The organism is Rhizobacter sp. P2_H2 (genome assembly GCF_056403375.1).
The window spans coordinates 1-8,753 of the sequence record NZ_JBFUFP010000141.1 but is presented as its reverse complement, the minus strand read 5'-3'; the positions used below and the strand labels follow the sequence as shown (position 1 = coordinate 8,753).

General features: G+C 67.2%; 9 protein-coding genes and 1 tRNA gene. 5 read left to right on the top strand and 5 right to left on the bottom strand.

The window, feature by feature from the left end:
• Window positions 1-105: 105 nt before the first annotated feature.
• Window positions 106-531, bottom strand: coding sequence for a hypothetical protein (locus AC1D15_RS10735; protein ID WP_477825963.1), 426 nt, complete (start codon window positions 529-531; stop codon window positions 106-108).
• A gap of 52 nt (window positions 532-583) precedes the next feature.
• Here AC1D15_RS10735 and AC1D15_RS10730 point away from each other — a divergent pair, with 52 nt between their 5' ends.
• Window positions 584-850, top strand: a complete 267-nt coding sequence (locus AC1D15_RS10730) for a helix-turn-helix domain-containing protein (protein ID WP_477825962.1) — start codon at window positions 584-586, stop codon at window positions 848-850.
• A 47-nt stretch (window positions 851-897) separates the two neighbouring features.
• Here the strand turns inward: AC1D15_RS10730 and AC1D15_RS10725 are convergent.
• The 4 genes from AC1D15_RS10725 to AC1D15_RS10710 form a co-directional block, all read right to left on the bottom strand.
• Window positions 898-985, bottom strand: a tRNA-Ser gene (locus tag AC1D15_RS10725).
• A gap of 77 nt (window positions 986-1,062) precedes the next feature.
• Window positions 1,063-2,358: a serine--tRNA ligase gene (gene serS, locus AC1D15_RS10720; RefSeq protein ID WP_465114220.1), complete on the bottom strand. Its 1,296-nt coding sequence runs from the start codon at window positions 2,356-2,358 to the stop codon at window positions 1,063-1,065.
• 32 nt (window positions 2,359-2,390) lie between these two features.
• Window positions 2,391-3,365, bottom strand: coding sequence for a 4-hydroxy-3-methylbut-2-enyl diphosphate reductase (gene ispH, locus AC1D15_RS10715; RefSeq protein WP_477825961.1), 975 nt, complete (start codon window positions 3,363-3,365; stop codon window positions 2,391-2,393).
• Entirely contained in the window at window positions 3,365-3,808 is a 444-nt protein-coding gene (locus AC1D15_RS10710) for an FKBP-type peptidyl-prolyl cis-trans isomerase (protein WP_047591370.1), read from the bottom strand. Before AC1D15_RS10710 ends, ispH begins: the two co-directional genes overlap by 1 nt.
• A gap of 71 nt (window positions 3,809-3,879) precedes the next feature.
• On the opposite strand from AC1D15_RS10710, the gene radC reads away from it, so the two are divergent.
• From radC to AC1D15_RS10690, 4 genes are all read left to right on the top strand, one after another.
• Window positions 3,880-4,554, top strand: coding sequence for a RadC family protein (gene radC / locus AC1D15_RS10705; RefSeq protein WP_047507475.1), 675 nt, complete (start codon window positions 3,880-3,882; stop codon window positions 4,552-4,554).
• Window positions 4,551-5,189 carry a Smr/MutS family protein gene (locus AC1D15_RS10700; protein ID WP_477825960.1) on the top strand — a complete coding sequence of 213 codons (639 nt, stop codon included), beginning with the start codon at window positions 4,551-4,553 and terminating at the stop codon, window positions 5,187-5,189. Before radC ends, AC1D15_RS10700 begins: the two co-directional genes overlap by 4 nt.
• 329 nt (window positions 5,190-5,518) lie before the next feature.
• On the top strand, window positions 5,519-7,534 hold the full coding sequence (locus AC1D15_RS10695; protein WP_477825959.1) for a peptidase inhibitor family I36 protein: 2,016 nt from the start codon (window positions 5,519-5,521) through the stop codon (window positions 7,532-7,534).
• Between the two features lie 473 nt (window positions 7,535-8,007).
• On the top strand, window positions 8,008-8,753 hold a 746-nt coding region (locus AC1D15_RS10690; RefSeq protein WP_477825958.1), incomplete at its 3' end, for a beta/gamma crystallin family protein.

Here is an 8,753-nt window from a genome sequence, read left to right as displayed (position 1 = left end):
AAGTCGGCTTCCTGCGGAGACTGATGCGCACCTCACAGCGTCTGCGCGGCTGGAGGTCATTCCAGTCCAGGCCTTCGAAGCCATTCCGCTTGCACGTCGACCGGCCTATCCGCGTTTCAATCGCTTCTGCCTTCGAGAGCGCTTCGGGTGAAAGCATTCGTGACGGTGACCTGCCAACACCCAATCGCTGAGTCGAGTCGCCTCATCGCTCAACAACTGCAGTGAAGTGATCCCCAGGCGCCGCAGCGCCCCTTGCCGAACCGGATCAAGCAACGGCGGCGCATCGTCCTCACTGCTATAGCCATCCCGCTCGAGTACGCACATCACCGCGCGCACGCCGTCGGTCACGTCAATGACCTTCTCGATCAGCTGATTGAGCGGTCGGGCTTCGATCTGCAGGCAATCAGTCTTCGGGTCGGTCCAGCGAAACGGCTGGAACAGTGGCGCATGTGTTTCGCCGTCCCCGATAGCTGGGGCGTCGTCACGATCGAGAACACGGCGGGACTTCGATCTGTTGCCAGGCATCTGCACTTCCCTTCCATCAAAGGACACCAAMGCTGGCGTCGGTCTTGCGAATCCCGAAATGGGATATTCCAAAACGGGATTTAACGTCGGCCACGTGATTCGTGCCCCGACCAACTCCGCCTATGAAAACCTGCGCCGCTTGCTCACTCAAGCGCGCCTGGACGCAGAGCTGACCCAAGCTCAGGTCGCCACCCGCCTCAATCGCCCGCAGTCCTTCGTGTCGAAGTACGAAAGCGGAGAACGCCAGTTGGACGTGATCGAGTTCCTGGCGATCTGCAAAGCGATCGGCGTCGAGCCGTCACCCATCATCGAATCGCTGACGTAGCCCCAAAACAAAAAGCCCCGAACCATCCGGTCGGGGCTTTCGTCTTCTGGCGGAGAGGGTGGGATTCGAACCCACGGTACCTTGCGGTACGCCTGATTTCGAGTCAGGTACATTCGACCACTCTGCCACCTCTCCTGAAACTGGGGCTTCGGCGGGTCTACTGGGCCGAGTCGCGGATTCTAGCCCAGGAAAAGGGCCGTTCCGCCCTCCCCTCAGCCTTTCAGCACCGTTTGCCCGCCCAGATAGGGCCGCAAAGCCTCCGGAACCGTGACGGATCCGTCAGCGTTCTGGTGGTTCTCCAGCACCGCCACCAGCGTGCGGCCCACCGCCAGGCCCGAGCCATTCAAGGTGTGCACCAGCTCGTTCTTGCCCTGCGCATTCTTGAACCGCGCCGGCATGCGCCGCGCCTGGAAGGCCTCGCAGTTCGAGCACGAGCTGATCTCGCGGTAGGTGTTCTGCGCCGGCAGCCACACCTCCAGGTCGTAGGTCTTGGTCGAGCCGAAGCCCATGTCGCCCGTGCACAGCGCCACCACCCGGTACGGCAGCTCCAGCAGCTTCAGCACCGCCTCGGCATGGCCCACCATCTCTTCCAGCGCCTCGTAGCTCTTCTCGGGGTGCGTTATCTGCACCATCTCCACCTTGTCGAACTGGTGCTGGCGGATCATCCCGCGCGTGTCGCGCCCCGCGCTGCCCGCCTCGGAACGGAAGCACGGGCTGTGCGCCGTCAGCTTGATCGGCAGCACGCTCTCGGCCAGCACCTCGCCGCGCACGCTGTTCGTCAGCGAGATCTCCGAGGTCGAGATCAGGTACTGCTCGGCCTGCGTCTCGTCGCCGCCGCGGCTCACCCAGAACATGTCCTCCTTGAACTTCGGCAGCTGCCCGGTGCCTTCCAGCACCTCGCGGTTGACGATGTACGGCGTGTAGCACTCGGTGTAGCCGTGCCGCTGCGTCTGCACATCGAGCATGAACTGCGCAAGCGCCCGGTGCAGCCGCGCAATCGGCCCGCGCAGAAAGCTGAAGCGCGAGCCCGAGAGCTTCGCGCCGGTGTCGAAATCCAGCCCCAGCGGCGCGCCCACGTCCACGTGGTCCTTCACCGAGAAGTCGAACGTGCGCGGCACGCCCCAGCGCCGCACCTCCAGGTTGCCCGATTCATCGGCGCCTTCGGGCACGCTCGCATGCGGCAGGTTGGGCACGCTCATCAGCATCACCGAGAGCTCCGCCTGGATCGCCTCCAGCCGCTCGCCCGAGGCCTTCAGCTCATCGGCCAGGCCCGCCACCTCGGCCATCACCGCCGAGGTGTCTTCGCCCTTGCCCTTCAGCATGCCGATCTGCTTCGACAGGCTGTTGCGCTTGGCCTGCAGCTCTTCGGTGCGGGTCTGCAGCGTCTTGCGCTCGCCTTCCAGCGATTGGAACTGCGCGACGTCGAGGTACGGTTGCGGCGACTTGCGCTTCTCGAGCAAGGCGACGACGCTGGCCAGGTCTTTGCGCAGCAGGTTGATGTCGAGCATGGGGGTCTCTTCTTGTGGCTATTTGAGGGAATTCAGATCTCGGCCATGGACTTGTCGCCCAGGCCCTTGGGCAGCGGGAAATGCGTGGTCTCGATCACGCCCGGCATCTTGCGCACCGACACCGCTCCCAGGCTGCGCAACCGCTCGATCACCTGCTGCACCAGGATGTCGGGCGCCGAGGCACCCGCCGTCAGCCCCACGCGCCGCTTGCCGTCGAACCACTGCGCCTGCAGGTCCTCGGGCTGGTCGACCATGTAGGCATCGGCACCGAGCCGCTCGCCGAGCTCGCGCAGGCGGTTGCTGTTCGAGCTGGTCGGGCTGCCGACGACGATCAGCACGTCGACCTGCGGCGCCAGCACCTTGATCGCATCCTGCCGGTTCTGCGTGGCGTAGCAGATGTCCTGCTGCTTCGGCTCGCGCACCAGCGGAAACCGCTTCTTCACCGCCGCCAGGATCTCGGCCGCATCGTCCACCGACAGCGTGGTCTGCGTCACCACCGCCAGCTTGTCGGCCTGCGCCACCTGCACGCGCCCGACATCGGCCACGTCTTCCACCAGGTAGATGCCTTCGTTGAGCTGCCCCATCGTGCCCTCGACCTCGGGGTGCCCCTTGTGGCCGATCATGATGAAGTCGTAGCCCTCCTTGTGCAGCTTGGCCACCTCCACGTGCACCTTGGTCACCAGCGGGCAGGTGGCATCGAACACGCTGAAGCCGCGCTGCGCCGCCTCTTGCCGTACCGCCTGCGACACGCCGTGCGCGCTGAACACCAGCGTGGCACCCGGCGGCACGTCGGCCAGGTCCTCGATGAAGATCGCGCCCTTGGCCTTCAGGTCGTTGACGACGTAGGTGTTGTGCACGATCTCGTGGCGCACGTAGATCGGCGAGCCGAATTTCTTGATCGCGCGTTCGACGATCTCGATCGCGCGGTCGACCCCGGCGCAAAAGCCGCGCGGCTCGGCCAGCAGCACTTCGTCCAGCGTCTGGGTCGTCATGTGGTTCGCGCTCATCACAGCACCCCGATCAGTTGCACTTCGAAGGTCACCGGCTGGCCCGCCAGCGGGTGGTTGAAGTCGAACAGCAGCCAGTCGCTGCCCACCTCGCGCACGACGCCGGCATACGAGGCCTGGCCGTCGGGCGTCGGGAACTGCACCACGTCGCCCAGGTGGTACTGCTCGTCGGGGTCGCCCAGCTCGTGCAGCAGCGCGAGCTTCACACGCTGCAGCATCTCGGGGTTGCGCTCGCCGAAGGCCTCTCCGGCCGGCAGGTCGAACGAGGCCCGGGTGCCCTCGGCCAGGCCCATCAGGCGCGCTTCCATCGCCGGCGAGAGCTCGCCGCTGCCCAATGACAGCGTGGCCGGCTTCTCGGCGAAGGTGTTGATCAGGTCGACGCCGTCGGGGCCGGCCAGTCGGTAGTGCAGGGTCAGGAACGATCCCTGTTGAACGTGGGTCAAGGCAAATCCTGGTTCGATAGACTGGGCCCAATTTTAGGTGCGGCGCCCCGCCGCGTCGCCGGACCATGCCCATGCTGCTCAAAGACCTGCCTGCCGACGCCCGTCCGCGTGAAAAACTGCTGGCCCGCGGCCCGCAGGCCCTGGCCGATGCCGAGCTGGTCGCGCTGCTGCTGCGCACCGGCGTCAAGGGCGATTCGGTGCTGGGCCTGGCGCAGCGCCTGCTCGACGATTTCGGGGGGCTCACCGGGCTGCTGCGGGCCGATCCGCAGGCGCTGCAGCGCATCAAGGGGCTCGGCCCCGCGAAGCTGGCGCAGGTCAGCGCGGTGCTCGAGCTGGCGCGCCGCTCGCTCGGCCAGCAGATGGCCGAGCGGCCGGTGCTCGACAACGTCATCCTCGTCAAGGACTACCTGCGGCTGCAGCTCGGCGGGCGCGGCCACGAGGTGTTCTCGGTGCTGTTCCTCGATGCGCAGAACCGGCTGATCCAGATGGAGGAGATGTTCCGCGGCTCGCTCACGCAGGCCAGCGTCTACCCGCGCGAGGTGCTCAAGCGCGCGCTGCAGCTGCATGCGGCCGCGGTGATCCTCGCGCACAACCACCCGTCGGGCTCGGCGCAGCCGTCGCGCTCCGACGAGATGCTGACGCAGACGCTGAAGTCGGCGCTCGCGATGATCGACGTGCGCGTGCTCGACCACCTGGTGGTCGGCGACACCGAGGTGGTCTCGTTCGTGGAGCGAGGCCTGCTGTGAGCCTGCGCAGCCTGCAGGACCTGGGCGACATCCGCGAGGCGCTGAAGCGCGCCGAGCGCGAGGCCGCCGAACAGGCAGCCCGGGCCCGCGAGGAAGAAGCCCGCCGGCTGCGCGAGGCCAACCTGTTCTCCAACAGCGTCGGCCGCGTGCAGCCGGTGGCCCCGAGCGGCCGCCGCCACGCGGTGCCCACGCCGCCCTCGCCCGAGCCGCGCCAGCGCGAGCTCGATGAGGAGCGCGCGTTGTACGAATCGCTCTCCGACGAGTTCGATCCGGTCACGCTGCTCGAGACCGACGACCAGCTGTCCTACCGCCGCCCCGAGATCGGCATCGACGTGCTGCGCAAGCTGCGCCGCGGCGGCTGGGCCATCCAGGGCGAGGTCGACCTGCACGGCCTGCGCCGCGATGCCGCCCGCGAGCGGCTCACCGCCTTTGTCCACGACGCCGTGCACACCGGCCTGCGCTGCGTGCGCGTCGTGCACGGCAAGGGCAACGGCTCGCCGGGCCGCGAACCGGTGCTGAAGGGCAAGGTGCGCAGTTGGCTGATCCAGAAGGCCGACGTGCTCGCCTTCGTGCAGGCGCGCGGCGACGAAGGCGGTCACGGCGCGGTGATCGTGCTGCTGCGCGCGCTGCGTTAGAGCTTGTTCACACTGCGTCATGCTGCGTCACGATCTGGCGTGCTTCGTCGCATGCGCGTCGGGTCGTAAGCAAGGCAACAAATGCCACGCACCCCGTCATCCCCCTAACCCGTGGGAGGCAGGTTACAGCGCAGGAGGCTAGGGCCTCGGCGCCCTCCTCGACAGCTCACGGGGAGGGCATCCGAAAATTTCTGAAAGCGCTGTCAAGAATCGGCTTGTCAACCCCGTTTCACCGATGGTTGCATGTCGATCGGTATGAACTTTGCACGGTTTTGACCACAACGCGCATTCGTGATCGCGATAGGCGCAACCTACAAGGAGGTCAGACCGTGTCCCGACAATCCCGAGCATTCGATTCGTCCACCCATCGCCTGCTGGTGCCGCTGGCATCGGTGGCCGTGCTGCTCGCCGCCTGCGGCGGCGGCAACCAGCAGAGCGCCGATGCGCAGGCCGCTGCTGACCAGCAGGCCGAGGCTGCCACGGCCGCCGCAGTCGACACCTCCGCGATCTGCTTCTACGAACACATCAACTACCAGGGCGCGAGCTTCTGCGCCGGTGCCGACTCCACCTGGATCGGCTCGGCCTGGAACGACCGCGTCTCGTCGGTCAAGGTGAAGGCGGGCTACAAGGTCCAGCTGTTCCAGCACATCAACTACGGCGGCAGCTCGGTGACGCTGACGGCCGACACCGCGAACCTGGTGTCGCTCGGCTTCAACGATGCCGCGTCGTCGCTGAAGGTCACCGCGCCCACCACGACCACCCCGCCGACGGGCACGTCGCCGGTGTCGGGCATCCAGGTCGCGCAATCGCTGCTGTTCAACAGCGACGACAGCGCGCTGGTGCTGGTCTCGGGCAAGGCCGCGCTGGTCAAGGTCAACGTCACGAGCGGCGCCACCGGCGGCACCAAGCCGAGCGGCACGCTGCGTGTGACGAGCGCCAACGGCAGCACCCGCGACATCCTGCTGACGGCACCCACCGGCGCGCTGCCGGCCAACGTGCCGGCCGTGCCGAGCTTCACCGATTCGTACACCGCCACCGTGCCGGCCGACCTGGTCAAGACCGGCGTGAAGTTCACCGCGCTGATCGGCAGCAGCGCCGGCACGACGATCACGCCGCGCGTCGGCGGCGGCACGCCGATGAAGTTCGTCCCGATCGCGATCCAGATCGCCGGCACCGTCGGCAAGCTGCCGGCCAGCCAGGGCGCTCACCTGCAGGCGTTGTTCCCGGTCTCGTCGGTCACCGTGCAGTCGCACCCGACCTACGTGTCGAGCCGCGTGACCACGCTGCCGACCACCGATGCCGGCTGGAGCGATGCGTTCRGCAAGATCCTCGGCGAACTGGCCGAYCTGCAYTCGCTGGAAGGCGCGGCGAAGCACGACCACTACTTCGGCTTCATCCCGAAGCGCACCTGGGGCCTCGCTGGCCTGGCCTACCTGAGCAGCCACTCCGGCGTCGGCTTCGACATGCCCGACCAGCCGACCACCGTGCGCGACGTGGTGGCCCACGAAATGGGCCACAACTTCTCGCTGCCCCACGCGGCCTGCGGCGGCGCCGGCAGCCCGGACCCGGCCTACCCGTACCCGGATGCCAACCTCGGCAAGGCCGGCCGCTACGTCTGGCCGTACCTCGCGGACAGCAACACCTTCTACGACCCGCGCCCGACCGATCGCCACGACATCATGAGCTACTGCGGCGGCCAGGTCTTCTCCGACTACAACTACCGGAAGATGCAGACCTACCTGACCCCGGCGGACAAGTCGATGGTCAACGAGGCGGCTGCCGCAGTGACCTCGGCCACGCAAGACCTGCTGCTGATCAGCGGCGAGATCGGTGCGACCGGCACGGCCGAGCTGAACCCGGTGAAGTCGCTGGTGGGTCGTGCGGAAGCCCCCGAGGCCGGCCAGTACACGCTGCGCATCGTGTCGGCCAGCGGCACCACGGACATCCCGTTTGCGCCGCGYACGCTGGACCATGACAGCACGCTGCAGCACTTCGGCTTCACGATCCCGAACCCGGGYGCGATCCAGRGCATCACYGTGCTGCARGGYGSSAAGACGCTGCTGAACTCGCAGGCCARGGCCGCCRGCACCRCCGWGCGYGCGCAGGCCGCGACGCCGCRGGTKCAGGTGCAGGARAGCGGCGGTGCGCTGAMGCTCACSTGGGATGCRGCGCGYCACCCGTACCTGACCGTGACCTGGGTCGGCACCGAGCAGCGCCGCAACCTGGCGCAGGACCTGCGCGGTGGCAGCGTCACGCTGCCGAGCGCCGATCTGCCGACCGGCGGCAGCTTCGAGCTGGCACTGTCGGACGGCCTGAACGCGGTGCGCGTCTCGCACGCTCGCTGAGGCTGGAACCGAACCCGCCGTGAGGCGGGCCTGCAACAAGGGCGCTCAGGCGCCCTTGTTGCGTTGGTCATGCCATCCATGCAGACCCTCCACCGCCTATTCGTTCGCGTGTTCACAGCGCCCGACATGACGACAGAGGGGGAACCGCGACTCCACATCGGCCACTGAGGGAACTCGCCGGCTGGCGCCCACGGCCACGGCGAATTTTCAATCTCTCTCCAGGAGCTGTCATGAGAGTAGCAACGCGCCCCGCATCTGAACCATGGAAGCACGGCAAGCCATCCTTCCTGTCGATGCTCCCCCTGGCAATCCTTCTGGCCTCATGCGGCGGGAGCCAGCAGGAATCGACACCGGACGCCTCCGACCCGGAGCTCAACGCCGCCGCAGTGACCACGGACACCATCACGTCCGCTCCGGTCTGTTTCTATCGGCACATCAACTACCAAGGCGAGACGTCCTGCACCAACGCCAACGTGGCGAATCTGATCTCCAGCGGATGGAATGACCGGATCTCGTCGATCAAGGTCGCCAGCGGCTACACGGTGGAATTGTTCGAACACGTCAACTACCTGGGACGCTCGCTGAAGCTCTCGGCAGACACCTCCGACCTGATGGCCGAGGGCTTCAACGACATCGCGTCGTCGATGAAGATCACCGCGCCGGCCACGTCCACGCCGCCGATCAATCCGGGTACCACCCCGTCGCCGCCGGTGTCGAGCATCCAGGTCGCGCAATCGCTGCTGTTCAACAGCGACGACAGCGCGCTGGTGCTGGTGTCCGGCAAGGCCGCGCTGGTGAAGGTCAACGTCACGAGCATCGGCAAGACGACCAGCACCAAGCCGAGCGGCACGCTGCGCGTGACCAGCGCCGACGGCGCCATGCGCGACCTCCTGCTGACGGCCCCCACCGGCGCGCTGCCGGCCGCCGTGTCGGCCGTGCCCAGCTTCACCGATTCGTACACCGCCACCGTGCCGGCCGATCTGGTCAAGACGGGCGTGAAGTTCACCGCGCTGATCGGCAGCGCTGCAGGCAAGACCATCACGCCGCGCGTCGGCGGCGGCACGCCGATGAAGTTCGTGCCGATCTCGGTCCAGATCGCGGGCACCGCCGGCAAGCTGCCGGTGAGCCAGGCAGCCCACCTGCAGGCGCTGTTCCCGGTCTCGTCGGTCAGCGTGCAGTCGCACCCGACCTACGTGTCGAGCCGCGTGACCACGCTGCC